The 23418-nt window shown below is 59.8% G+C and carries 28 protein-coding genes; 18 read left to right on the top strand and 10 right to left on the bottom strand.

The annotated features are described in order from the left end of the window. The first annotated feature begins 1 nt into the window (after position 1). The 3 genes from AB7M25_RS14645 to AB7M25_RS14635 all read left to right on the top strand — a co-directional run bounded on the left by AB7M25_RS14645 (position 2) and on the right by AB7M25_RS14635 (position 1930). Positions 2-946, top strand: a complete 945-nt coding sequence (locus AB7M25_RS14645) for a carbohydrate kinase family protein (RefSeq protein ID WP_429518636.1) — start codon at positions 2-4, stop codon at positions 944-946. A gap of 230 nt (positions 947-1176) precedes the next feature. Beyond that, complete coding sequence (locus AB7M25_RS14640) at positions 1177-1443, top strand: DUF2790 domain-containing protein (protein ID WP_429388862.1); 267 nt, start codon at positions 1177-1179, stop codon at positions 1441-1443. Positions 1444-1534: 91 nt separating this feature from the next. After that, entirely contained in the window at positions 1535-1930 is a 396-nt protein-coding gene (locus AB7M25_RS14635; protein ID WP_429388860.1) for a hypothetical protein, read from the top strand. Here the strand turns inward: AB7M25_RS14635 and AB7M25_RS14630 are convergent. Next, a complete protein-coding gene (locus AB7M25_RS14630; RefSeq protein WP_454237506.1) occupies positions 1927-2193 on the bottom strand; it encodes a DUF1652 domain-containing protein in 267 nt (88 codons plus the stop codon). The genes AB7M25_RS14635 and AB7M25_RS14630 overlap by 4 nt on opposite strands. A gap of 293 nt (positions 2194-2486) precedes the next feature. Between AB7M25_RS14630 and eco the strand changes: the two genes are divergently transcribed. Beyond that, the gene (eco, locus tag AB7M25_RS14625) at positions 2487-2969 is read left to right on the top strand and encodes a serine protease inhibitor ecotin (RefSeq protein ID WP_429388856.1); all 483 of its coding nucleotides are present in this window, start codon (positions 2487-2489) and stop codon (positions 2967-2969) included. A 21-nt stretch (positions 2970-2990) separates the two neighbouring features. Here eco and ilvA read toward each other — a convergent pair whose 3' ends face one another. Further along, entirely contained in the window at positions 2991-4004 is a 1014-nt protein-coding gene (gene ilvA / locus AB7M25_RS14620) for a threonine ammonia-lyase, biosynthetic (protein WP_429388854.1), read from the bottom strand. A 247-nt stretch (positions 4005-4251) separates the two neighbouring features. Here ilvA and AB7M25_RS14615 point away from each other — a divergent pair, with 247 nt between their 5' ends. Further along, positions 4252-4587: a DUF2834 domain-containing protein gene (locus tag AB7M25_RS14615; RefSeq protein ID WP_429388851.1), complete on the top strand. Its 336-nt coding sequence runs from the start codon at positions 4252-4254 to the stop codon at positions 4585-4587. A gap of 123 nt (positions 4588-4710) precedes the next feature. On the opposite strand, the gene AB7M25_RS14610 is transcribed toward AB7M25_RS14615, so the two are convergent. Next, complete coding sequence (locus AB7M25_RS14610) at positions 4711-5862, bottom strand: PQQ-dependent sugar dehydrogenase (protein WP_429518640.1); 1152 nt, start codon at positions 5860-5862, stop codon at positions 4711-4713. A gap of 65 nt (positions 5863-5927) precedes the next feature. Further along, the gene (locus tag AB7M25_RS14605) at positions 5928-6275 is read right to left on the bottom strand and encodes a hypothetical protein (protein ID WP_429388845.1); all 348 of its coding nucleotides are present in this window, start codon (positions 6273-6275) and stop codon (positions 5928-5930) included. 193 nt (positions 6276-6468) lie between these two features. Here AB7M25_RS14605 and ku point away from each other — a divergent pair, with 193 nt between their 5' ends. Next, positions 6469-7329, top strand: coding sequence for a non-homologous end joining protein Ku (gene ku, locus AB7M25_RS14600; protein WP_429388843.1), 861 nt, complete (start codon positions 6469-6471; stop codon positions 7327-7329). Between the two features lie 137 nt (positions 7330-7466). On the opposite strand, the gene lpxO is transcribed toward ku, so the two are convergent. Then, a complete protein-coding gene (gene lpxO / locus AB7M25_RS14595; protein ID WP_007970035.1) occupies positions 7467-8366 on the bottom strand; it encodes a lipid A hydroxylase LpxO in 900 nt (299 codons plus the stop codon). A gap of 485 nt (positions 8367-8851) precedes the next feature. On the opposite strand from lpxO, the gene AB7M25_RS14590 reads away from it, so the two are divergent. Both AB7M25_RS14590 and AB7M25_RS14585 read left to right on the top strand, forming a co-directional pair. Continuing rightward, positions 8852-10438 (top strand): ABC-F family ATPase, encoded by a 1587-nt coding sequence (locus AB7M25_RS14590; RefSeq protein ID WP_033044478.1) that lies wholly within the window; start codon positions 8852-8854, stop codon positions 10436-10438. A gap of 190 nt (positions 10439-10628) precedes the next feature. Further along, positions 10629-11816 (top strand): MFS transporter, encoded by a 1188-nt coding sequence (locus tag AB7M25_RS14585; protein ID WP_429388840.1) that lies wholly within the window; start codon positions 10629-10631, stop codon positions 11814-11816. Positions 11817-11832: 16 nt separating this feature from the next. Here AB7M25_RS14585 and AB7M25_RS14580 read toward each other — a convergent pair whose 3' ends face one another. Together AB7M25_RS14580 and AB7M25_RS14575 are read right to left on the bottom strand one after the other, a co-directional pair. Then, entirely contained in the window at positions 11833-12870 is a 1038-nt protein-coding gene (locus AB7M25_RS14580) for an alpha/beta hydrolase family protein (protein ID WP_429388837.1), read from the bottom strand. A gap of 168 nt (positions 12871-13038) precedes the next feature. After that, positions 13039-13650: an FMN-dependent NADH-azoreductase gene (locus tag AB7M25_RS14575; protein WP_429388835.1), complete on the bottom strand. Its 612-nt coding sequence runs from the start codon at positions 13648-13650 to the stop codon at positions 13039-13041. 131 nt (positions 13651-13781) lie between these two features. Between AB7M25_RS14575 and AB7M25_RS14570 the strand changes: the two genes are divergently transcribed. Then, positions 13782-14690, top strand: coding sequence for a LysR substrate-binding domain-containing protein (locus AB7M25_RS14570; protein WP_429388833.1), 909 nt, complete (start codon positions 13782-13784; stop codon positions 14688-14690). Beyond that, a complete protein-coding gene (locus AB7M25_RS14565; protein WP_102700747.1) occupies positions 14687-15046 on the top strand; it encodes an MmcQ/YjbR family DNA-binding protein in 360 nt (119 codons plus the stop codon). The genes AB7M25_RS14570 and AB7M25_RS14565 overlap by 4 nt, the downstream gene beginning before the upstream one ends. A gap of 8 nt (positions 15047-15054) precedes the next feature. Here AB7M25_RS14565 and AB7M25_RS14560 read toward each other — a convergent pair whose 3' ends face one another. Together AB7M25_RS14560 and AB7M25_RS14555 are read right to left on the bottom strand one after the other, a co-directional pair. Further along, positions 15055-15486, bottom strand: a complete 432-nt coding sequence (locus tag AB7M25_RS14560) for a DUF1294 domain-containing protein (RefSeq protein ID WP_429518643.1) — start codon at positions 15484-15486, stop codon at positions 15055-15057. Next, entirely contained in the window at positions 15483-16313 is an 831-nt protein-coding gene (locus AB7M25_RS14555) for an undecaprenyl-diphosphate phosphatase (protein WP_429518644.1), read from the bottom strand. The genes AB7M25_RS14560 and AB7M25_RS14555 overlap by 4 nt, the downstream gene beginning before the upstream one ends. A 235-nt stretch (positions 16314-16548) precedes the next feature. Here AB7M25_RS14555 and pnuC point away from each other — a divergent pair, with 235 nt between their 5' ends. The 8 genes from pnuC to AB7M25_RS14515 all read left to right on the top strand — a co-directional run bounded on the left by pnuC (position 16549) and on the right by AB7M25_RS14515 (position 22805). Then, complete coding sequence (gene pnuC / locus AB7M25_RS14550; RefSeq protein ID WP_429518645.1) at positions 16549-17112, top strand: nicotinamide riboside transporter PnuC; 564 nt, start codon at positions 16549-16551, stop codon at positions 17110-17112. Further along, a complete protein-coding gene (locus tag AB7M25_RS14545) occupies positions 17109-17633 on the top strand; it encodes an AAA family ATPase (protein WP_429388823.1) in 525 nt (174 codons plus the stop codon). The genes pnuC and AB7M25_RS14545 overlap by 4 nt, the downstream gene beginning before the upstream one ends. A gap of 346 nt (positions 17634-17979) precedes the next feature. After that, positions 17980-18426: a hypothetical protein gene (locus tag AB7M25_RS14540; RefSeq protein WP_429518646.1), complete on the top strand. Its 447-nt coding sequence runs from the start codon at positions 17980-17982 to the stop codon at positions 18424-18426. A gap of 1 nt (position 18427) precedes the next feature. Beyond that, positions 18428-19030, top strand: coding sequence for an adhesin (locus AB7M25_RS14535; RefSeq protein ID WP_429388817.1), 603 nt, complete (start codon positions 18428-18430; stop codon positions 19028-19030). 64 nt (positions 19031-19094) lie between these two features. Beyond that, positions 19095-19922, top strand: a complete 828-nt coding sequence (locus tag AB7M25_RS14530; RefSeq protein ID WP_429388815.1) for a heme utilization protein — start codon at positions 19095-19097, stop codon at positions 19920-19922. 61 nt (positions 19923-19983) lie between these two features. Beyond that, entirely contained in the window at positions 19984-20664 is a 681-nt protein-coding gene (locus AB7M25_RS14525; RefSeq protein WP_104447233.1) for a C39 family peptidase, read from the top strand. 26 nt (positions 20665-20690) lie between these two features. After that, on the top strand, positions 20691-21452 hold the full coding sequence (locus AB7M25_RS14520) for a hypothetical protein (RefSeq protein ID WP_429388813.1): 762 nt from the start codon (positions 20691-20693) through the stop codon (positions 21450-21452). Positions 21453-21497: 45 nt separating this feature from the next. Next, the gene (locus AB7M25_RS14515) at positions 21498-22805 is read left to right on the top strand and encodes a hypothetical protein (RefSeq protein WP_429388811.1); all 1308 of its coding nucleotides are present in this window, start codon (positions 21498-21500) and stop codon (positions 22803-22805) included. Here AB7M25_RS14515 and AB7M25_RS14510 read toward each other — a convergent pair. Then, positions 22777-23385 (bottom strand): hypothetical protein, encoded by a 609-nt coding sequence (locus tag AB7M25_RS14510; RefSeq protein WP_454237505.1) that lies wholly within the window; start codon positions 23383-23385, stop codon positions 22777-22779. The genes AB7M25_RS14515 and AB7M25_RS14510 overlap by 29 nt on opposite strands. Positions 23386-23418: the final 33 nt, after the last annotated feature.

Raw genomic sequence — 23418 nt, 5'->3', positions numbered from 1 at the left:
TATGTACCTGGTGTGTGGCGAAGCGCTGTTCGATTTTTTCAGTGAAAACGACGCCGGCGGTCTGGCGTCGAAAGTGAATTTCAAAGCCATCGCCGGTGGCTCGCCGTTCAACGTGGCCGTGGGATTGCGCCGGTTGGGCGTGGATTCGGCGCTGTTGGCGGGTTTGTCCACCGACTATCTGGGCCGGCGCCTGTTGCAGGTGCTGCAGGATGAAGGTGTGTGCCAGGACTTCCTGCTGGATTTCGCCGCGCCGACCACCCTGGCGATGGTCGCCGTGGGTACCAATGGCTCGCCGCAATACAGCTTCCGTGGCGAAGGCTGTGCCGATCGACAGCTGAAACCGGAGCACCTGCCGGCACTCGGACCTGACGTGCGTGGCCTGCATATCGGATCGTTTTCCCTGGTGGTGCAGCCGATTGCCGACACCCTGTTGGCATTGGTGCGCCGGGAAAGCGGCAAACGCCTGATCAGCCTCGACCCGAACGTTCGCCTGAACCCGGAACCGGACATTGAACGGTGGCGTAAACGGATCGCAACGCTGGTGCAATTGGCCGACCTGATCAAGGTCAGCGACGAGGACCTGCACCTGTTGTACCCAGGCCAGGACCCGGCGCAAGTGATCGAGGGCTGGTTGCAGCATCGCTGCCAGCTGGTGTTCCTGACCCGGGGCGGCGAAGGCGCGACCGTGTTCAGTCGGGCTCACGGCTCGTGGTCGGCTCCGGCTTGCGCGGTAAAAATCGCCGACACCGTGGGCGCAGGGGATACCTTTCAAGCAGCGTTGATTGCCTGGTTGACCGAGCAGCAACTGGATTCGGTGGAGGGAGTAAAGCAACTTGGCCGCGAGCAGATTGACGGCATGCTGAAGTTCGCGGTGCAGGCGGCGGCGTTGACATGCAGCAAGACCGGGCCGGACCTGCCTTATCGGGAGCAGTTGGATTTGCGCTGAATTCGAGTTTTTTCGCGAGCAAGCTCGCTCCTACAGGCGCACGATGGTCTTAACTGAAAGACAGGATCGCGCCTTCGCGACAGGCGGCGTTCAGCCGGGTTAACCCTCGTTTAACCGTGCGGTCCGACACTTCACTGGACCGCACGCCCTCAGACTGTTCTGACGCCCGGTGCGGCAGGTTCGACAAGCCACACATCGAACTGACTTTCCGTACGCACTGGAGATCGCCGATGAACACTCGCACCTTGCTGGTTACCGCCGCCCTCGCCTGCACCGCGTTTGCCGGCCTGGCTCAGGCCAACGACACCACGAACTCTCAAGCCGTACCCTATCACTACGGCATGCCATTGCATGTCAGCAAAGTGATTTCACTGACTGAACCGGACACCCTGGAGTGCAAGGTGGTGAAGGCCGATATGAAGTACATCGATGAAACGGGAAAACCCGCAGAAATCACCTACCGTAAACTTTCCGACGCCTGCGAGAACCAAGGCTGACCGAAACGTCTGATTTGACACCTGGCGGTATGCCTTTGAGGGCTGCGGCGCTATGCTCTAGCGCCTCCCTCACTGCCCGCAAGGATTGGCCATGCAGTTTTCGTTTCGCACGTTGTCGATGTTTACCGCCGCCTTATGCCTTTTGCTGAGCCTGGTCTGGGGTTTGGCACCGCAATGGCTACTGTCGCTCTGGGGTATCGAATTTTCATTCGTGGCGGGATTGGTCGCGCGCCGCACCGCCGTGCTGTTCGCAGCGTTTAGCGTGATCTCTTACCTGGTTCGCAACGCCCCCCCTTGTGCAACCCGCCATGCGCTGAGCCTCGGCTTCGTCGTCGGCTGCTGGGGATTGGCCGTGCTGGGTTTTGCCGAATGGCTCGCCGGCCATGTCGGGCCGGGCATGTTGCTGGCTGTCGGGCTTGAACTGGCGCTGGGCCTGGCGTTCTTCCAGACCCGACGCGTGTCGGTGGAACTCGAAACTGCAGGTTAAAGCGCCTTGCCCAGCATCGAGTGTGGTTCGCCTGCCAAGTGATGCTGTCCGGAACGCAGTTGGGCAATCAACTCGTTTATTTCCCGACAACCATTGAGTCCGGAGGCATCGATGCCGGTGACCAATAGATCCAGGTGATCGGTCTGCCCGTCGGCATAGACTTTGACGGTCATCGACAGATCCGGCGACAGCGTGCACTGGCAGCGCTTGGGTAGAAAACTGCTTTCGATGATATTGCGAAGTTCCAAGGCAGAAAGAAACATGGCGACCCTCTCCTTTGTGAGACTGCCAATCAACATCAACGCTCGCTCGTATGCGCTCTCATATAAAAGCTCGGCAAGCTTCAAGGACAGCTACAGCATAAAACATACCCTGGATTTCGCTGTGCAGCTCATCGGCAAATCAAGGGTTTAGGCCAGTCATTTGTAAAACCTCCCGTGCAGTTTGCATTATACGCCCCTGGCGCCCCTGCAATTTGCATGTTGGGCGCCGCGTGTTTGCATTCGCTGCACACCACAGTGAAAATGCCGCCCTTCACTTCAAGCAAGGAGGCATCATGAGTTCTTTGACCGTTAACGCTTGCGCAGCGCTGTTCGCACTGGGGCTTGCCGGCGTGGCGCACGCCGCCAAACTCGAAGACACCGCGCCCTATCCGAAAGCCGGGAGCGGTTTTACCCGCCAAGTGATTCACCTCGCGCCACAGCACCGGGAAGACGACTTCCAGGTCGAGATCCTGGCCGGTAAAACCATGACCGTGGACTGCAATCACCCGCGGCTGGGCGGCATTCTCGAAGAGAAAAACCTCGAGGGTTGGGGCTATCCCTTCTATCGCCTGGAAAAAGTCATTGGTCCGATGAGCACGCTGATGGCCTGCCCGGACGGCACGAGCAAACAGGATTTTGTGCCGGTGGTCGGTGACGGCTTCCTGCTGCGTTACAACAGCAAGCTACCGCTCGTGCTGTACGTGCCCAAGGACATCGAAGTGCGCTACCGAATCTGGTCGGCGTCGAACAAGGTCGAGAAAGCCACTCAGGAATAACCCGGGCGGCCATCACCAGGGTCATGCCGGCGCGCCACTCAACGCGGCGCGCTCGGCCACATACCCCAGGCTGTCAAAATTGATGTTGGCCCCGGAGTCGATGGCGACCAGGGTCTGACCACGGGCCCCGCTGCGTGCCACGTACTGCTTGATTCCGGCCACGGCCAGCGCACCGGAAGGTTCGGTGATCGAGCGGGTATCGTCGTAGATATTCTTGATGGCGGCGCAAAGTTCATCATTGCTGACCGTCACCACCTCATCAACGCAAAACCGGCAGACCTCAAAACCGTAAGCGCCGATCTGCGCCACCGCCACCCCATCGGCAAAGGTGCCGACCCTGGGCAGAATGACTCGCTCACCGGCCAGCAACGCCGCTTGCAGGCACGCCGAATGCTCAGACTCGACGCCGACGATGCGCACCTGCGGCCGCAAGTATTTGATGTAAGCGGCGATGCCGGCGATCAGCCCCCCGCCCCCCACCGGCACGAAGATCGCATCCAGCGGACCTTGATGCTGACGCAGGATTTCCATGGCCACCGTGCCTTGGCCCGCGATCACATCCGGATCGTCAAAGGGCGAAACAAAGGTGCGACCGCTTTCCCCGGCCAACTCCAGTGCATAGGCCTGTGCAAACGGAAAACTTTCGCCATGCAAAACCGCATCGGCGCCCCGGCTAAGAACCCCGATCACCTTCAATTGCGGCGTCGTGCAAGGCATTACGATGGTGGCGCCGATCCCCAACTCCCGCGCCGCCAGCGCCACACCCTGCGCATGATTACCGGCAGAAGCCGTGACCACGCCGCGAGCCTTTTGCGTGTCGCTCAGTTGCACCAACTTGTTGTAGGCGCCGCGGATCTTGAAGGAAAAGGTCGGTTGCAGGTCTTCGCGCTTGAGCAGGACCTGGTTACCCAGTGCCTCGGACAAGGCCGGTGCCGCTTGCAACGGCGTGCGCACCGCCAGTTCATACACCGGCGCGGCAAGGATTTTTTTGACGTAACGTTCAAGCAGGGCTTGCTGGTCGGTTGTAAAACTCATGGTCGTCTCCTGACGTTGATCGGGGCCCGGGAGACAGAAAGTAAAAACCCGCCTCGAGGGCGGGTTGGGTGCTGCAGTCGTGAGCTAGCCCGCCAAATGAGGAATGGCGGCAATAATGCTTGGCTGGCAACGCAATACGGTGGAAGTCATGGCTCGAAATTAGCCGGGCGTTGATGGCAAGTCAATTGCAAATTTGTGCAGATCACTCCAGGCTGCCGATTCCAGTCATTGCCCAAGGAAGGAACACATGAATGCCATTGCCCTGCCCCTTATCGCCCTGATCGCCTTTGCCGGCTATACCCTTTCGGTGATGCTCCAGGCCGAGCAATCGCTGATCGACTTCGGCATCAGCCTGATGTCACGTCCCGATACTGCACAAGTGGTGATCGATCTGTACTTGCTGGCGACGCTGGCGGGTATCTGGATGTACCGGGATGCGCGAAAGCGCGGGCTGTCGGCGGTTGCGGTGGTGCCTTATTTATTGATAACGGCTGTGTTTGTGTCGGTTGGGCCGTTGCTGTACCTGGTGGTTCGCGGAATTCAGGATCGCAAGAAATTGCCTGCCGCGACTCGACAGTTGTAGAAACTTTGAAATGGCTTTCGCGAGCAAGCCCGCTCCCACACTGGGGCTGTGTTGTTCCCTGCTCTTGCGCCCACTGAAATCCTCTGTGGGAGCGGGCTTGCTCGCGAAGGCAGTGTGTGAGACTCACTTCAATCCGACTTTATACAACGCACCATCCTCTTCATCGGTCAACACATACAAATACCCATCCGGCCCCTGTCGCACATCGCGAATGCGCTTTCTCAACGCCCCGAGCAAGCGCTCTTCGTGCACCACCTTGTCGCCATCGAACTCGAGACGGATCAGCTCCTGGCTGACCAACGCGCCGATGAACACGTTGCGTTGCCAGGCCTTGAAACGATCGGAATCGTAGAACGCCATACCACTCAGGCCCGGGGACTTTTGCCAGACATGGTTCGGGGCAACGGTGCCTTCAACGGTTTCACCCCTGGCTTCGGGAATCGGTTTACCGGAGTAGTTGATGCCATGGGTCGCCAGTGGCCAGCCGTAATTCCTGCCACGCTCGATAATGTTGATTTCATCGCCGCCCAGAGGGCCATGTTCGTTTTCCCACAGCGTGCCGTTCCACGGGTTGAGCGCCGCGCCTTGCGGGTTGCGCTGCCCGTACGACCAGATCTCCGGGCGCACGTTGGCCTGGCCGACAAAAGGGTTGTCCTTGGGCACCGTGCCGTCCGGATAGATGCGTACCACCTTGCCTTGCAGCTTGTCGAGGTCCTGGGCGGTCGGGCGGTCATTGTTTTCCCCCAGCGTCACGAACAGATAGCCGTCGCGATCGAACACCAGCCGCGAACCGAAGTGGTTGCCTTCCGAAAGTTTGGGTGCCTGGCGCAGGATCACCTGGAAATCCTTGATCGCCGTCAGGTCGTCGGAGAGCCGGCCGCGCCCCACCGCAGTACCGGCCTTGTTATCCTCTCCACCCCCTTCGGCATAGGACAGATAGACCATCCGGTCCTGTTTGAAATCGGGTGACAGCGCCACGTCGAGCAAGCCGCCCTGGGCCTTGGCCCAGACCGTGGGCACGCCATTGAGCGGTGCCGACAGCTTGCCGTCGGCGGTCACCAGCCGCAGGTTGCCGGGCCGCTCGGTGACCAGCATGCTTTTACCATCCGGCAGGAATGCCAGCGCCCAGGGGTGCTCCAGCCCCGTCACGACGGTGGTCACCTCGAGTGTGCCCTCTTCGCTTTTCATTGTCTGGGTGGGCGCGGCAAGCACCGGGACAGTGGCAGTGATCAATACGCTGGCACAGAGGATTGCCAATGGGTTTTTGCGCAACATGCAGACTCCTTTTCTGATGACCATGGGGCCTGAAAAAAATAGTGGCCACGCGTCATGCTGGCCACTCAACGGTTGCCGGTGCCGGCGGCTCGTGGCGCAGGATTGGGAATGAATGTCGGTGGGCTGGCGGGAGCGCTCCGCTCGGGATAGCGATTACCGATGCCGCCGTTGTCCAGTGTCGGCGGGCGCGGGACCGGCACGGTATTGGGCCCGCGAATGGCCGGGGCACTGGGCCGGGTGCCTTGCATGCTGTTGGGGTTGGCCCGGTTGATCGGGCTGCTGTAAGGATTGTTGTTGGTGCTGCCCGGCAGGTTCTGGGCCACGCGCAACGAAGCAGAGGTGTCGGCCTCGACCAGCGGGACCAGCATGGCACTCAAGGCCAGCGCAAGGGCGCCGGACACGTATCGGTTCATGGGAGGGCCTCGCTACGTCACGTGGATAAGGACTTCGATATCACGCTACGCCCGGGGTTCGTATTTGTTAACAAAAACCTCCCCAACAAGATGTAACACGACGTTGATCCGGTTCAAGGAACGGCCACACAAGCCACGGAAACTTTTACTCGAGGCCGCAGGTCACCTGAACATCACTCGCGAGTAGACGACCATGGCACGGGCAATCTGGAAAGGCGCAATCAGCTTCGGACTGGTGCATATCCCCGTGGCGCTGGTCTCGGCAACGTCTTCCCAGGGCGTCGATTTCGACTGGCTCGACAGCCGCAGCATGGACCCGGTGGGCTATAAGCGTGTCAACAAGGTCACGGGCAAGGAAGTCACCAAGGAGCACATCGTCAAGGGCGTGCAATACGAAAAGGGCCGGTACGTGGTGCTCAGTGAGGAGGAGATCCGCAGCGCTCACCCGCTCTCGACCCAGACCATCGACATTTTTTCCTTTGTCGACAGCGAGCAGATTCCCTTGCAGAACATCGACACGCCTTACTACCTGGCACCCGACAAGCGCGGCGGCAAAGTCTATGCACTGCTGCGCGAAACCCTGAGCAAAACCGGCAAGGTCGCCCTCGCCCATGTGGTACTGCATACCCGCCAGCACCTGGCCGCGCTGATGCCGCTGGAGTCGGCCCTGGTGCTGGTGATGCTGCGCTGGCCGGCGGAAGTCCGAAGCCTCGATGAGTTGGCACTGGGCAGCGAAGTGACCCGGCCGGAACTGGCCAAGGGCGAACTGGACATGGCCAGGCGCCTGGTGGAGGACATGAGTGCGCAGTGGTCGCCAGAAGACTATCGGGATGGTTTCGAGGACAAGATCATGGCCCTGGTGGACAAGAAGGCCCATGAAGGCAAGATTGAAGACGTCGAGACCGCCTCTGGTGAAGAGCTACGTAAAACGGCGGATGTCATTGACCTGACCGAGCTGCTCAAGCGTAGCCTGGGCAGCAAGGGTGCGGGGAAGGCAACGGCGAAGCCGAAAGCGAGCAGCAAACCGGCGGCGAAGAAGAAAGTCAGCAAATGATGCGCTGGATGTCCCGGCCCCTTCGCGAGCAAGCCCGCTCCCACAAGGATTTTCGCAGCAAGGCAAATCGTGCCTTACACCGCTCAACTGAGGGAGCGAGCCTGCTCGCGAAGGCGTGTTGCGCCTGAACGAAACAATCAGATCAGAATGATGACCACCAGCAACCCGGCGAAGATCGACCACTTTTCGAGGTAGTAAAGCTTGCGGTTGCGTTTTTTCAGTTGCTTGCCATGCAGGCGAACCTTGTAGATCTTGCCGAACAGGCGGTTGAGGCCGCCGGTCCTGTCGCCCGCCTCGTTGGGTGCACCCGCCGCCGACATGACATGGCGACTGAACCAGCGATTGAATGCCGCTGCCCACCTGTATTTCATTGGCCGCTCGACGTCGCAGAACAAAATGATGCGGTTCTGCTGCGTGGTGTTTTCCGCGTAATGAATGTAGGTCTCATCGAACATCACCGCTTCGCCATCGCGCCAATGGTAGTCCTGGCCATCGACATTGATGTAGCAACCCTCCGCGTTGGGGGTTTCCAGACCCAGGTGATAACGGTACGAACCGGCATACGGGTCGCGGTGGCGCACCAGTCTGGATCCCGGTGGCAACTCGGCGAACATTGCCGCCTTGATCGAACCAATGCCCTGCACCAGCTCGGTGGTGCGCGGGCAGAGCTTCATGGCCGATGGATGGCTGTCGCCGTACCACTTGAGATAGAAGCGCTTCCAGCCGGTCTTGAAAAACGAGTTGAAACCGACGTCATCGAACTGGTTCGAACGCTTGATCTCGCCGGCCCGAAGCAAATTCTGACCTTCGGCACGAATTTCTTCCCAGTGCGCCTGCAGCGGGCTCAGGTCAGGGAAGTCGGCCGGGTCGAGATAGGGTTTGTTGGGGATTTTCGAAAACAGATAAAGAAAGCAATTGATCGGCGCCAGAAACGTCGAGTGATCACTCAACTGGCGGCCCAGCTTATGGCGCACTTGGCCACGCAGGTGGACATACGCAATAGAGACAACATAGATAACGGCAATGATCAGTTTCACGGAAATCGTCACACGTCAGAAGAAAACAAACTGCGCCCTTTACCGGCATGCCGATAAAGGGCCTTGTGCAGCGGCTGAAAACGAAACAGCGGCCCTGTAGCGCCATCGAGCTACGCCGACGATCGGCGCTCAGCCGACGGATGGCATTTTAGCCACAGTTTGTAACCAATAGTTAACCTGTAACTGTGAAAATCTGTCCACAAAATCCGCCGAAACGTCACTGCGGCCTAAACGCCCTATCGTTTAAAGAGCCAGACCAGTACAATCGCCGCCAAACTTTACGCGCCCCCAGGTTGAAAGCGGGAAAATCCCCTTTCAGCGCACGTTGACTCGCCAGGCGCGCCACATGCTGCTGTCCACTTAATGCCAGATGGAACTTCCACTGCCGATCGGGATGAATGTCCTGAGGTCCGGACAGTGGAAACGGGTACTGAACCGGTACTGCCGCAACCCTAGCTACTCTGAATGCTTCGCAGGAAAAACCTTTGATTTCTACAGCTAACATCACGATGCAGTTCGGCGCCAAGCCGCTCTTCGAAAACGTTTCGGTCAAGTTCAACGGTGGCAACCGTTACGGCCTGATCGGCGCCAACGGTTGCGGCAAGTCGACCTTCATGAAGATCCTCGGCGGTGACCTGGAGCCGTCCGGCGGCCAGGTCATGCTGGAGCCGAACGTGCGTCTGGGTAAATTGCGCCAGGACCAGTTCGCCTACGAAGAATTCACCGTGATCGACACCGTGATCATGGGTCACGAAGAACTGTGGAAGGTCAAGGCCGAGCGCGACCGCATCTATTCTTTGCCGGAAATGAGCGAAGAAGACGGCATGGCCGTGGCCGAGCTGGAAACCGAATTCGCTGAAATGGACGGCTACACCGCCGAATCCCGCGCCGGTGAACTGCTGCTGGGCCTGGGCATTCCCCTGGAACAGCATTTTGGTCCGATGTCTGAAGTGGCTCCGGGCTGGAAACTGCGTGTATTGCTGGCCCAGGCGCTGTTCTCCGATCCGGAAGTGCTGTTGCTCGACGAACCGACCAACCACCTGGACATCAACACCATTCGCTGGCTGGAATCGATTCTCACCGTGCGTAACAGCACCATGATCATCATTTCCCACGACCGTCACTTCCTCAACAGCGTCTGCACCCACATGGCCGACCTGGACTATGGTGAGCTGCGCCTGTTCCCGGGCAACTACGATGAGTACATGACCGCGGCGACCCAGTCCCGCGAGCAACTGCTGTCGGACAACGCCAAGAAGAAAGCCCAGATCGCCGAACTGCAAACGTTCGTCAGCCGCTTCTCGGCCAACGCCTCGAAAGCCAAGCAGGCCACTTCCCGCGCCAAGCAGATCGACAAGATCCAGCTGGCCGAAGTCAAGCCATCGAGCCGCGTGAGCCCGTTCATCCGCTTCGAACAGACCAAGAAACTGCACCGCCAGGCCGTGACCATCGAGCAGATGTCCAAGGGCTTCGACGGCAAGACCCTGTTCAAGAACTTCAGCTTCACCGTCGAAGCCGGCGAGCGCGTGGCGATCATCGGCCCGAACGGTATCGGCAAGACCACCCTGCTGCGTACCTTGATGGGTGAGCTGACCCCGGACGCCGGCTCGGTGAAATGGACCGAAAGCGCGGAGCTGGGCTACTACGCCCAGGACCACGCCCATGACTTCGAAGACGACGTCAGCCTGTTCGACTGGATGGGCCAGTGGACCCAGGGCGAGCAGATCATTCGCGGTACCCTGGGTCGCATGCTGTTCTCCAACGACGAGATCCTCAAGTCGGTCAAGGTCATTTCCGGTGGTGAGCAAGGCCGCATGCTGTTCGGCAAGCTGATCCTGCAAAAGCCGAACGTTCTGGTGATGGACGAACCGACCAACCACCTGGACATGGAATCCATCGAAGCGCTGAACCTGGCGCTGGAAAACTACCCGGGCACACTGATCTTCGTCAGCCACGACCGTGAGTTCGTTTCGTCCCTGGCCACCCGCATCATCGAGTTGAGCCCGAACGGCGTGACCGACTTCAGCGGCACCTATGACGACTACCTGCGTAGCCAGGGTGTGGTGTTCTAAGACCAGCCTGTAGGAGCGAGCTTGCTCGCGATGGACGACAACGATAACGCGTGCCACCTGTATGAACGCGTTATCCAGACGTTTTTCGCGAGCAAGCTCGCTCCTACAGAAATATAGTTAGCCTGCTTCCTTTTATCCCACCGCCGCGCCATGATGCAGTTCTCCCACCGCCGCCCGCGAACGAGCCCTCATGTCTGTGCAGCAAGTGCCCCCGCAAAGCGCCATGGCGATCACCCTGCAGATCGTCTCCATCGTGTTCTATACCTTTATAGCCTTCCTCTGCATCGGATTGCCCATTGCGGTATTGCCGGGTTATGTCCACGAGCAACTGGGGTTCAGCGCCATCGTGGCCGGGCTGACCATCGGCTCGCAATACCTCGCCACCCTGCTCAGTCGCCCCATGGCCGGGCGCATGTCCGACAGCGTTGGCACCAAGCGCGCGATCATCTATGGCTTGTCCGGGATTGTGCTCAGTGGCGTGCTGACGCTGCTGTCGACCCTGTTGCAAGGTTTGCCGTTGCTCAGCCTGCTGATCCTGATCGCCGGGCGCTTGTTGCTGGGCATTGCCCAAGGCTTGATCGGCGTCGGCACCATCAGTTGGTGCATGGGCCAGGTGGGCGCCGAGCACACCGCGCGGTCGATTTCCTGGAACGGCATCGCCTCCTATGGGGCGATTGCCATTGGTGCGCCGCTGGGCGTGGTCATGGTGCAACAACTCGGTTTCGCCAGCCTGGGCATCGCCCTGTCGCTGCTGGCCTTGGCTGCACTGCTGCTGATTCGCAACAAGCCCTCGGTGCCAGTGGTACGCGGTGAACGTTTGCCGTTTTGGGCGGTGTTCGGGCGCATTGCGCCGTTTGGCGCGAGCCTGAGCCTTGCTTCCATCGGCTACGGCACCCTGACGACCTTTATCACCTTGTATTACGTCAATCGCGGCTGGACCGGTGCCGCCTATTGCCTGACCATGTTCGGGGTCTGTTTCATTCTGTCGCGGCTGCTGTTCATTTCCGCCATCAACCGATTCGGCGGGTTCACCTCCGCCATTGCCTGCATGTGCATCGAGACCGTGGGCCTGGTGCTGCTGTGGCTGGCCCCGTCGACCGGGTACGCGCTGATTGGCGCCGGCCTGACCGGCTTCGGCCTGTCGCTGGTGTACCCGGCGCTGGGCGTCGAGGCCATCAAACAGGTGCCCAATTCCAGCCGAGGTGCGGGCTTGAGTGCCTATGCGGTGTTTTTCGACCTGGCGCTGGCGATCGCCGGCCCGTTGATGGGCGCGATTGCATTGAACATGGGGTATTCGTGGATATTCTTCAGTGCGGCGCTGTTGTCGGTGACCGGCCTGGGACTGACGCTGCTGCTCAAGCACCGCGCCATGGCTTGAGCACCTACAAGGGGATCTATTGATCAGCCGTCTGCATCCCCGCCCGGGTCGCCCGGCCCAGGGTGCGCGAGAAAAAGCTTCCGGCTTCAGAGATCAGATTGCGGTGAATGTCTTGCCGATCGACGCCATCGGCATCGGTACACAGCGCGGGCATGATCGCGAACTGCTCGTCATTGCACGGCGCCATGAAGACAAAGTGCCCTGCTCCCGCCAGTAACTTGAAGTCAGGCGCCGTCGGCAGCTTGCGCGCCAGTGCCGCGGCGTTCTTGTCGACCGCCACCAGCTTGTCGCCATCGCCGCTGTAAAGCAGCACCGGCACGTGCACATCGGCCAGGGTGTGGCGGCCGAACTTCAGGCTCAACGGCGCCATCAGCATCAAGGCGTGCACCCGTGGGTCCGCCACCGGTTGCAGGTCGTCGCGGTCGACAATCAACTCGCCCTGGGTATTACAGGCGTCGTGGTCGTCCGGACGTTCCTGGCAATAACGGCGCAGGCGATCCAGGTCCGGCGTAGCGCCGGACAGAATCAATGCGGTCTCGCCACCGGCCGAATAACCAATGACACCGACCTGATCGGCGTTGACGAAGGGGGACAGCATGCGGTCGCCCAGGGTGGCCGTGATGGCTTCGGAAATCTGGATCGGCCGCCCGTACAGGTTACTCAAAGTACCGAGGCGGCTGTGGTCCCGGGAATTGTCCCCGGGGTGGATCACCGCCACCACGACGAAACCCTTGCGTGCCAGCGAGGTGGCGAGGTCGTGCAAGGCCAGGGGGGTCCCGGTGTTGCCATGGGACAGCATCAGCATCGGGAACCGGCCTATCGCGACCTTGGTGTCCTCCCCGGCTTCGACGGTGTAACCCTCGAGTTTGCTGGTGTGCTCCCAATCACTGGAGGGATAGAAGGCGATGGCTCGCATCGGCTGCAGGTCCAGCGGGTCGAGAAACGTCATCTCATGGAAGCCGACGCTCCAGTGCGGATGCGGTGCAGGCGCGGCGTGCACTGTATTCAAGCTGCTGAGCAGGCAAATCAGTAAAACTGCACAAAGACGCACCATGGGATGCCCCACCTTGTTACCGGACTTGAGACGTACACCCCGGACTGCATAAGTCGGGCCACATCCTGAAACGACCAGAAACAAAAAACTCCGTAGCTGGTACTTGCGTAACCAGAATACAGAGTTTTTTGGGCTTTACCTGAACGGTTGCGAACTTTTACGCAAGCCTTACGCGGCGGCGAACAACTGCTCGCTGATGTGCGCGTGGGCAGCGCTCATGGCTTTGCTGCGTACGTCGTCACCGTAAGCCAGGCCTTCGGCGCGGACGATTTCGATGTCGGTGATACCGATGAAACCGAACAGCAACTTCAGATATTCTTCGTGGGCAACACCGGTTGCCTGACCGGCGTGCATGCCGCCGGAAGTCGAAACGATCACCACTTTCTTGCCGCCGCACAGGCCTTCAGGGCCGGCTTCGGTGTAGCGGAAGGTCTGGCCGGCGACGGCAATGCGATCGATCCAGGCCTTCAACTGAGTCGGGATGGTGAAGTTGTACATCGGTGCGGCAATCACCACCGCATCGGCGGCCAGGAATTCGGCGAGGGTCGAGGCGCTCAGTTCGGCTTCGTGCTGTTGTGCGGCGTTGCGCAGTTCGGCGGTGGTGCCGGCGGCGACCAGGGTAGTGGAAGAGAAATGGCTGATGGCGTCAGCGGCCAGGTCGCGGTAGGTCACTACGGCGGTCGGCTCGGCGGCTTGCCAGGCCTTGACGACTTCACCGCTCAACTGACGGGAAGCCGAGTTGTCGCCCAGGATGCTCGAATCGATATGCAGCAATTTCATGTGGGATCTCCAAGTGAGGATCGCCCACAAGGGCGATCTGATGGGACTAATCCTACAGACGAAACCAATAGCTGATTAGTCGGCAACAATGCGATAGTTCGTCTCACAGATAGAACAATCGGATTCACATCATGCAAGACCTCAACGACCTGTATTACTTCGCCAAAGTCGTGGAAGCCGGGGGATTCGCGGCAGCCGGACGCTTGCTCGGCATTCCCAAGTCCCGACTGTCACGGCGCATCGCCGAACTGGAGGAGCGCCTGGGGGCACGCTTGCTGCAACGCACCACCCGACAGCTGAAACTGACCGCCGTGGGTGAACGCTACCTCAGGCACTGCCAGGCGATGCTGCTGGAAGCGGAAATGGCCGACGAGGCCGTGGCCAGCATGTCCAGTGAACCCCGCGGGCGTTTGCGGGTGTCCTGCCCGGTCGGGTTGGCCCACGAAATATTACCGGGGGTGATCAGCGACTTTCTCGAACGCTTTCCGCAGGTCCAGCTGGAAGTCATGCTGCTCAACCGCCGGGTTGACCTGGTGAACGAAGGCATTGACGTTGCCCTGCGTGTGCGGGAGCTGGGCGATGAAGACCCGCTGTTGGTCACCCGCCGCCTGCGTCAGGCGCAGATGCTGATGGTCGCCAGCCCCGGTTTCATCGCGGGGCGTGAGATCAACCACCCCGAAGATCTGAAAAGCCTGCCGGTGCTCGGCGCACTGGAAGCCGACCGCATGGTGCACATCCGCATGCTGGATCAAAAGGGAAAGAGTTGTGAACTCGCGCTCGAGGCCCGACTGGGCATCGATGACTTTATCGTGCGCAAGGCCAGCACCCTTTCCGGCCTGGGCTTTACGATGCTGCCCATGATGTATTGCGAACAGGAGCTGGAAAACGGCTCACTGGTGCAGTTGTTGCCCGAGTGGTCGCTGCCCGGTGGCTGGCTGCAGGCGGTCTATCCTCATCGACGCGGGGTGATGCCGGCGGTACGCGCCTGGATTGACCACCTGGTCGAATCCTTCAATGCCTGTGGGGAACGATTGTTATGAAAGCTGGACGGATGAGCGAAGAGGACGTCGCGAAGTTCTGCCTCGCCCTGCCCGGTGCACGGGAAGATTATAAATGGGGAGGCGTGCGGGTGTTTTCGATTGCCGGAAACAAGATGTTCGCCTTGCAGGGCCTGAGGGGTGATTCCCTGGCCTTCAAGGTCGACAAGGATCTGTTTCTCGGTCACTGCGACCGCCCGGGCATTCACCCGGCGCCGTATCTGGCCCGCGCCCAGTGGATCATCATGCAAACGCCCTACCCCCTCGGCAGCGAAGAACTGCAGGGCTTGCTGCAGCGCTCCCACCAATTGGTGGTGAGCAGACTGCCCAAGCGCACTCAAGTCGGACTGTTGCTGTAGGGCTTTGTTTATCGGGTCAAGGCGAACACATGTGCGCCGAGAAACAGGTGATCGATCCAGAACACCTGGTGCAATAGCACGATGATCCAGAACACCAACTGGTACGAGACTTTGCGGGTTTTGTGGCGAAACGCCTGCTGGGCCAGCAACGCACCGGGCCAGCCGCCGGCGAGCTCCAGCGCATGCAAGACGTTTTCCGGCGTACGCCATTGCTCGGCGCGCGCCTTGCGCTTGTCGCTCCAGTACAGGAAAAACGTCACGACGCTGACGATGCCGTAGGCCGCAAGGGGAATCAGCGACTCCCCGTGCAGCCATGACGACAGCGAACCCGACAGCGGCAACGCGCACAGGACTGCAAACAACAGCCACTTCAACCGTGAATGGCGGATCTGTCCCCCGGATGGGCGTCCGGGGTTGTTGCGCGAGCGCGAGTCACTCACGGCTTGGCCGCGCTCCAGTCGACCCAGCCGAATTGCCAGGTCGCCAGGATGATCAGGCCGAACACAATGCGATACCAGGCAAACGCCGCATAGCTGTGGTTGGCGATGAACTTGAGCAGCCCGCGGACCGCAATCATCGCAAAAATGAACGCCGTGACGAAGCCGATGGCGAACACCGGGAAATCCGCCGGGACAAACAGTTCACGGTACTTGTAGCCCGAGTACACCGCTGCGCCGACCATGGTGGGCATCGCCAGGAAGAACGAGAACTCGGTAGCGGTCTTGCGCGACAGGCCGAACAGCAAACCGCCGATGATCGTCGAGCCCGAACGCGAAGTGCCCGGGATCATCGCCAGGCATTGGGCCAGGCCGACTTTCAAGGCATCTTTCCAGGTCATGTCATCCACGGATTCGGCGTGTACTTCATGCTGGCGGCGCTCGGCCCACAACATGATGATCCCGCCCACGACCAGCGCCGTTGCCACGGTGATCGGATTGAACAGGTAATGGTGGATCAGGTCGGCGAAGATCACGCCCAACACCACGGCCGGCAAGAACGCGATCAACAGGTTTGCGGTAAACCGCCGGGCACCCGGCTGGGTTGGCAGACCGATGACCACGTCAAGGATCTTGCGTCGAAACTCCCACACCACCGCCAGGATGGCCCCCAGCTGAATAATGATGTTGAACGCCATCGCCCGCTCGCCCCCGAAGCCGAGCAAGTCGGCCACGATGATCTGGTGGCCGGTACTGGAAATGGGCAGGAACTCGGTCAGCCCTTCTACAACCCCAAGAATCAATGCCTGAAAGGCGGTCCAAAGATCCATCAATCCCCCAAAAGGCTATGCACGCCGGCATGCCCCGTTAATATTTTTTCAAATGCTTTCATTGCGATCAGCGTAGCTGAGGTCCCGCGCATCAAGGATCACCACAGAACCGTTAAAATCCTGTGAAAAAAACCACCTTGAATCAGCTTTACCCGTGCGGGGGGCGAAATCCTATCAGACAAGTCCGATCGGCGGTTACAATCCGCCCCCTCTTCGATTACCCCAAGGTATCTTCATGTCCGGGCTTGAACTGTTTGCCGCCGCCCTCGGTGTCATCGCCGTCTGGCTGACAGTCAAACAGAACCCCTGGTGCTGGCCTATCGGCCTGGTCATGGTGCTGCTCTACAGCTGGATCTTTTTTGAGGTGAAGCTGTATTCCGACATGCTGCTGCAAGTCGTCTATGCCGCCTTGCAAATTTACGGCTGGTGGCAGTGGACACGGGGTGGCGACACGACCCATGGCCGCGAAGTCAGTCGCCTCGACGCTCGAACCGTGGTGTTGAGCCTGACCATTGGTGCAGTCGGCAGTCTGTTGCTGGGAGCGGCCATGGCCCACTGGACCGACGCTGCGCAACCCTGGCTTGATGCGGCGCTGACCGGGTTCAGCCTGGTGGCGCAGGTCTGGATGGCGCAAAAACGTGTCCAGTGCTGGCCGTTGTGGATCGCTCTGGATGTGATATTCGTCGGGTTGTTCATCTATAAAAGCCTGTACCTGACCGCCACCCTGTACGGGTTGTTCGCCGTCATCGCCGTACAGGGCTGGCGCGAATGGCGTGCCGATCCGGCATTGCGCGCATGAAAGTCCTGGTCCTCACAGGCCCTGAATCCAGCGGTAAAAGCTGGCTGGCGGCCGAGTTGCAACAGCGTTTGGGCGGGATGCTGGTTGACGAGTACGTGCGCTGGTTCATCGAGCAGAATCCGCGGGACACCACGTTGGCCGACATTACGCCCATCGCCCGCGGTCAACTGGCATGGGAAGACCAGGCGCGGGCGCAACAACCCCCTTTGCTCATCCTCGACACGCACCTGCTGAGCAATATCCTCTGGAGCCAGACCCTGTTCGGCGATTGCCCCGCCTGGATTGAACCGGCACTACTGGCCCGGCATTACGATTTGCACCTGCTGCTGTCACCGGAGCACGTCGAGTGGACGGATGACGGCCAGCGTTGCCAGCCCCGATTGAGTGAGCGCCAGGCATTTTTCGAGCAGACCCTGGCCTGGCTTGAACGCCACGCACAACCGGTTCAAGTGCTGCACGGAGATTGGGCAGAACGCCGAATCCAGGCACTGAACGCCGTGACCCGATTGCTCGGCGCCTGACCGGCGTTTGGGGCAATTTCCCCATCCTCCCCCTGCTGCGGGGGGGAAAGTGTCCGATCCTGAAACACCCTCCCTGCCTGAAACCACCTATTTCAACGCCCCTCCTCGTTTACTCGCCGGATGTGTTAAGGCGTTGTTACAACAACGCTAGAACCCTTGTTCCAGAGGGGTTGGTGCGCAAATACGGGTGGCCTGTGCAGGGTTTTGTCTCACCGTTGGTACACCCTCGACAAAAGGTTCCCGATCAAAATCCGTAAGCCATTGAATCAACTCGATATTCAAAAGGCGGCACAGCTTTCGCTCTATTCCTTGCACAGCTGACCGGGGCCAGCTTACGAATGAAGGAATGAATGTCGTGGAGATATTCAAAAAAAAAGGCTTGACGTGCCTCCTGCTGATCGCGAGCGCTGCCGGCACTGTTCTGAGTTTCAACGTTCAAGCCGAAGGCAACGGTGTCATCGTGCTTGATCGTACCGTTCACCCAACGCTCATCGGACGCAGTGGCGGCAGGGATCCGAACCCGGCCACCATCAGTGCCAACCCTTCTGCCCGCGTCACCGGCGAACTCAGCGACGCCGATATCGCCGGGGTAACCACCGGAACGACCCCTCATAACAGCTTCGGGCAAAACCCGGGCGGCATGCAAGGCCTGAATGTCATCACCAACCCCAACGGTTTGCCTGGCATGTCCGTCGGCCACGGTGGTGGCAGTGGCGGCGCCATTTCCGGAACCATCAACCGCGCCATGAGCACCGGCCTCGGCTCACTGGGCAGAATGGCGGGGGGGCAATGAGATGAATCGTTCCCTTCTTTTGACTGCCCTTTTACCTGCCCTGTTGCTTGTCCTGCTCGGCGGCACCAGCGTGATGGCCGATTCGGGCGTCAGTTCGGTGAACAACGCCACCCTCCTGGATTCCGGTACCCAATACCGAGGCAACTTCAGCGTCAACCAGGCGGCCGGTGATCAACAGCAGCAGGCCAACGTCCGCGCGATCGCCATTGGTACCGAAGCCGGTGCGACCACCAGCGTCAGGCAGAAGATCACTTCGCCGGCCAATCCATCGATGGATGCGACGGCCACTATCGGCGGCACCTCTTTCAGTCATGGCAGCGGCGTACTGGGCGTCAACCAGAGTGCCGGGGCAAACAACCAGATGGCCAACGCCCTGCGCATCAGCATCAGCGCTGCACCGCAAGCCATCGACGACAGTGCTCTTTCTCAACAGAACGTGGCGTTGCTACCGAACTCGGGAGCAGCTGGCACCCCAAACGGCAGTCGCCAGGTCGTGACAAGCGACCAGGCCTTCACCGGCAGCCGGGGCGTGATCCAGGTGAACCAGAGTGCCGGGGTGGGGAACCGAATGGCTAACACCCTGAGTATCCGGGTCTCTGACTGACCCCGATACAGCCCGAATGGGGAAGTACCAACACTTGAACAACTAATGAGCACGGAGAATCACCATGAACCCGACAACTGCTCTCAAACCACTGGCTTTCGCCCTGGCAGCAGTGATGGCATTCGCAGCCCAGGCTGATCCCGTGCAGGGCAATGGACAGGGCAGCAACCAACAGTCCAATGGCCCGTCGCTGGATCAGATTCTGCAGATTACCTCAGGCGCCGGGGCCGCCGTGCTGGACTCGCAGGAAAGCAGCGACAGCGGGACAGTGAACCGGGGCACCCAAAACGACGCCAAAATCGATAACTCCCTGAACAGCTCCAACGGCAACATGGGCGCCAACGTTGCAGCCGGTAACGGCAACCAGCAAGACAACGCCGCCGCCCTTGCAACGGCAGACGAAGCCTTCATCTTCGGCTCCGCCGTCACCGTCTCCAGCGCGACTCAGAAGAGCACCGGCAACACCGCCAGGAACCACTCCAACACCAACACCACAACGCTCAATAACGCTGGCAACAGCGGTTCCGGCAACATCGGCATCAACGTGACCACCGGCGACTTCAACCAACAGAAAAACAACCTGGCGATTGCCGTTTCCGGCGGCCGTGTAGCAGTAGCCGCGGCGGCGGCTAACCAAAGCACGTCCGGGCTGAAAGTCAGCAACAACGCCAGGACTGATTTCGTACCCGTGGGTGTACTCGGTCTGTCCGGCATAACCACTCAACAAGTGGTGACGCCAGAAGGCTGGAGACCTCCTGTAACCAACAATGCTTCGATCACGGGCTCGATGAACAACTTCTCCGGCAACGGCGGAGCCAACGTATCGTCCGGCGTCGGCAACCAGCAAAGCAACTCGCTGTCGATCGCCGCAGGCTGCAAATCATGCCCATAGTCGCGACCGCCCTGAAAGCCTCGGCGACGATGCTTTTCCTCGGTTAGAAGGCGTATCGTCAATGCGTAAGACGGCCCTTTTCGCCCTGCTCTGCCTGTCTGGGCTGACCCAGGCCGCACAGATGCCGGTTGCCGCCCTGCCGGGCGGCGTGCTGGTTTACAAGCACGTACAGAGTTTGCGTGAGCGCAAGTTCAGCGACATCGTCGAACAGAAAACCGATTTCAGCTGCGGCGCCGCCGCGCTGGCAACGATACTGCGCCAGGCCTATTGGCTCGACGTCGATGAGGAACACATCATCAAAGGCATGCTGGTCTTCGCCGACCAGGACCTGGTGCGTACCCAGGGTTTTTCCATGCTGGACATGAAGCGCTACATAGAAAGCATCGGCATGCGCGCCCGGGGCTACAAGATCCCGCCTGAAAGACTCGATGCCGTGACGATTCCGGTGGTAGTACTGATGGAAATTCGCGGCTACAAGCACTTCGTGGTGTTGCAGCGGGCGGACAAGAACTGGGTGTACATCGGCGACCCGGTGCTCGGTCACAAACGCTACTCCCATGAAGACTTTGTCCAAGGCTGGAACGGCATTGTCTTCGCTATCATCGGTCCCGGTTACGACAAAACCAATGCGTTACGCAGTCCACCGGAACCGCTGACTGCCAAGAACAAGATGGATAATTTCAACCCGGTCAAAGATGCCGAATTGATGGATTTCGGTTTCATACAGAGCGACTTCTTTTAATCGCCAACAAGATGACAGGGGGCAGGATGCTCCGGGAGCAGCAAATGAAAACCTCGTATTGGGTGGTCACTGCCTGTCTGGCAGCGACCGCTTCAGGTTTTGCTGATGAGTTCAGACCCATCGAAATCAAGGACCAGGAACTGGCCGAGTTGCGTGGCCGGTATGTGATGCCGGGGCGGATCATCAGCTTCGGTGTTGTCATGAGCAGTACCTGGCGCAACGCCAGTGGTGATCTGATCGGGGCAACCACCTCGATGCGTCTTCAAGCCGAAACGGTCAAGCCCGAGTTCTACGTTTCAACCATCAAACACAGCGGTAAAGGCGATTCGCCCAACTCGGGTACCGGTCGTGTAACGGGTGGCGCCGGGCTGAGCAGCTCTCAGGGCATCACCCAGGTCACACGGGCTGCCGGCGATGGCAACAGTTCAAACAACAAGATCGCCATCAACGTCAAAGAGGCCAGCACGGCCCCTGCCCCAGTGCCGAGCCGGGGCCAGGCGCTGACAGCCGGTCAAACCATCACCGGCAGCAATGCTGCAGGCAGTGTCGCCGTGTCCGCGACCGGCGGCGGCGTTCAGGTGGCCATTACCGCCAACAACAACCAGGGTTCAAGCCTGCAACAAGTCGCCCAGGGCGGGTTACTGCAAGACACCCGGTTGCTGGGCAACAGCAATGTGGTCAACAACATGACTCGACTCAGCGTCGTGCTCGACAATAAAAAACCGAGTACTGGTACATTGGGCTATAACCTGAACCAACTCACTGCATTACGGACCTTGGGGTATTGAGCTAAGCTAAGTCACGACCATTGGGCACAAATGGACGGCTTTTTCATGTACCGATCGGTATCACTGCGTGTAGTTATAGGCTTGTGCTCTCTACTCCCGGTGGCGATGGTGCAGGCAGCACCTGACCCGGAACTTGAGGCTCTCAAACGAGAGCTTCTGGAGTTGAAACAACGATACGAAGTCCAGCAAAAAGCCCTGGCGGTTCTCGAACAACGGGTCCGCCAGGTCGAAGAACAGCCCGCTCCACCCCCTCCCAAACGCCTGGCCAAGTCGCCAGCGGACCTGAAGGGCAATCCAAGCGTCGCCACCGGCACCGGTGCCGCGGCGGCTTCAGGGGGGGCTGCCGGGGGCAGCGGCAGTTCGTATGGACAATCGCTGGCCGATGACTCACAACCGGCGCAAAGCGTTTCAAACCTGTATGACGAGGCCAGCGGGTTCTTCGGCGGTGGCAAGTTCAGCGTCGAAACCGGGATCACCTACTCCCGGTACGATACCCGCCAACTGGTCCTCAACGGTTTTCTCGCCCTGGACTCGATCTTTCTCGGTGCCATCAACCTGGACCGGATCAAGGCCGACACCTGGACGCTGGACCTCACCGGCCGCTACAACTTCAACAATCGCTGGCAGTTCGACCTGAACGTGCCGGTGGTTTACCGTCAGTCCACGTACCAGTCCGGCGGCGGCAATAACGGCGCCGCCAACGTCACGACCGAAGACACCGTCAAGGAAGACCCGGCCATTGGCGACGTCAACTTCGGTATCGCCTACAAATTCCTCGACGAGTCGGCCAACACGCCGGATGCCGTGTTGACCTTGCGCGTCAAGGCACCGACCGGCAAAGACCCGTTCGGCATCAAGCTGGTTCGGGTGGACGCCAACTCCAACCTGGCTGTGCCTGAATCCTTGCCTACCGGAAACGGCGTCTGGTCGGTCACGCCGGGGATCTCTCTGGTCAAGACCTTCGATCCGGCAGTGCTGTTCGGCAGCCTGTCGTACACGCACAACCTGGAAGAGTCATTCGACGACATCAGCTCCAACCCGGCGCTCAAGACGCCGGGCAAAGTCCGCATTGGCGACAGTTTCCAGATTGGCGCCGGCATTGCGTTCGCCTTGAACGAAAAGATGAGCATGTCGTTCTCGGTTTCAGACCTGGTGCAACGCAAAAGCCAGCTCAAGGAAGATGGCGGGGATTGGCAATCAGTGGTGTCCAGCGATGCCAACGCCGGTTACTTCAACATCGGCATGACCATTGCGGCCACCGACAACCTGACCATCGTACCCAACCTGTCCATTGGCCTGACGGACGACGCCCCGGACTTCCAGTTCAGCCTGAAATTCCCTTACTACTTCTGACCAGGGAAACTGTAGGAGCCAGCCTGCTGGCGATGGACTCGAATGCGCCGCGTTCATCCAGCTCACACGCGTTATCGTTAACGACCATCGCTGGCAAGCCAGCTCCTACACCGGACCGTGCCCACGCCGAAACTGTAGGAGCCAGCTTGCTGGCGATGGACTCCAGTGCGCCGCGTTCATCCGGTTCACACGCGTTATCGTTAACGACCATCGCTGGCAAGCCAGCTCCTACAGGGGACCGTGACCACGCCGAAACTGTAGGAGCCAGCCTGCTGGCGATGGACTCCAGTGCGCCGCGTTCATCCGGTTCACACGCGTTATCGTTAACGACCATCGCTGGCAAGCCAGCTCCTACAGGGGACCGTGACCACGCCGAAACTGTAGGAGCCAGCCTGCTGGCGATGGACTCCAGTGCGCCGCGTTCATCCGGTTCACACGCGTTATCGTTAACGACCATCGCTGGCAAGCCAGCTCCTACAGGGGACCGTGACCACGCCGAAACTGTAGGAGCCAGCTTGCTGGCGATGGACTCCAGTGCGCCGCGTTCATCCAGGTCACACGCGTTATCGTTAACGACCATCGCTGGCAAGCCAGCTCCTACGGCGACCGCGTC

Source organism: Pseudomonas sp. AP3_22 TE3818 (assembly GCF_053628995.1).
This window is presented reverse-complemented; position numbering and strand designations above follow the sequence as displayed.